Source organism: Actinomycetota bacterium (assembly GCA_030682655.1).
GTDB lineage: Bacteria > Actinomycetota > Coriobacteriia > Anaerosomatales > JAUXNU01 > JAUXNU01.
The window spans coordinates 1-1,443 of the sequence record JAUXNU010000115.1 but is presented as its reverse complement, the minus strand read 5'-3'; the positions used below and the strand labels follow the sequence as shown (position 1 = coordinate 1,443).

The window sequence follows — 1,443 nt, the reverse complement described above, 5'->3', positions numbered from 1 at the left end:
GCACCGACAGCCGAGTTGGTCAGCACGTCGCTCGTGAGCTTGTTGCCGACATCGACGGCCAGCGAGACTGCGAGTGGGATCGACCAGATGAGCGCGGCCGCCCCGGCGGCGCGGATGAGCACCGAGTCGAGCGGGTCGCTGTCCTCGCCGGAGAGCTGCAGGATGTAGCGCGAGTACACATCGAGCCCGACCTTCAGACCCAGCACGGCCGTGGCGAACACCTGCACCGTGGTCATGGCGTTTACGACGGGAGCCCAGTGGATCAGCGCGGCTGACAACGTGCCGACATTGATGAGCACCTTGGCGATCATGTCGAAGAAGCCGCTGAACACGCCGACGAGCCAGCCGTTCCACCATGCAGTGATGGTGTCCATGAGGGCTCTAGCCGAACTGCGTGATGAGGAACGGGACGAGCCACGGCAGCACGGCGAATGCGATGCACAGGGCGAGCAGGCCCCAGAACTGCTGCCAGCGCTGCCGGCGCATGTGCTCGTCTTGCGTGAGCACTGCCATGGTGATGAGTACGCCGCCGCCGATGACCGCGATCGTGGCGAAGATCAGCGTCACACCGGCCTGTACCTGTTTGGCGAGCGTGTCGATCTTGGCGAAGAATCCGGTTATGTCTGTCACAGCCAGCGCGACTGTGGGCGTCGCCGCGGCCAGCGCGAACGTCGCGGCCACCAGCGCGGCGCGGCCCTTCCCGTACAGTCCCCTCATCGCTCCACTCTCCTTCGTCGAGTCCCTCATCTGTCTACGCCCACGCGCTCGGCGGGCGCCCTTGTCGGTCCCGGTCGTTCTTGGCCCAAGAGTTTGAGCCCCTCGGGGAGCAGCTCCTCGCCATGCCAGATCGGCGGCAGGTCGATCACGTGGACGTCGCGCGCGGCCTGACGCGCGGCCCGCACGTGACTCGCGTGCTTGGGATCACCGAGGCCGAACGCCTTGTCGACTGAAAGCAGCGAGAGATCCGGCACCGGGAAGAGCGCAGCGTTCATCCCGCGGCGCACCACGAGCGCGCCGTCCACCTCGGGAGAGAGGCGCGCGATCTCGTCGGGCATGAGGACGGGGCGCGACGTCAGCTTGTCGGAGCGCGAAGTCGTGTGGCTGGCCCCCACAAGCCCCCCGCCATTGCGCTGAGAGGATCCGCCGTCGCGAACCATGATCGTCTTCGTGCCGGTTAGGTCGCTCATCAGCCGGTGCGTCTTGCCCGACGCGCTGGCGAGGTAGACGATCGCCGAGCAGTTGCCGCCGATGAGCGAGGCCGCTTCAACGCGCCCCTCGGCATAGCGCTCAAGCTGCTCGATGCTCTGCACGACCATGAGCAGCCGGATCCCGCGGCTCCGGGCCATCGTGAGCATGGAGACGAACTCAGGGATCTTAGGGATGTTGCCGAACTCCTCGAAGAGGATGTTGACCGGGACCGGGAGTTGCCCGCCGTGGGAGTTG

Annotated in this window: 3 protein-coding genes; all 3 read right to left on the bottom strand. The window is 66.5% G+C overall.

Features of this window, described 5'->3' with window-relative positions; all coding sequences use genetic code 11:
- On the bottom strand, nt 1-374 hold a 374-nt coding region (locus tag Q8K99_06850), incomplete at its 3' end, for a hypothetical protein (GenBank protein ID MDP2182270.1).
- A 7-nt stretch (nt 375-381) separates the two neighbouring features.
- Nucleotides 382-717, bottom strand: coding sequence for a hypothetical protein (locus tag Q8K99_06845; GenBank protein ID MDP2182269.1), 336 nt, complete (start codon nt 715-717; stop codon nt 382-384).
- Between the two features lie 26 nt (nt 718-743).
- Nucleotides 744-1,443, bottom strand: a 700-nt coding sequence (locus Q8K99_06840; protein MDP2182268.1) for a TraG/TraD/VirD4 family protein, incomplete at its 5' end; no start/stop codon positions are given.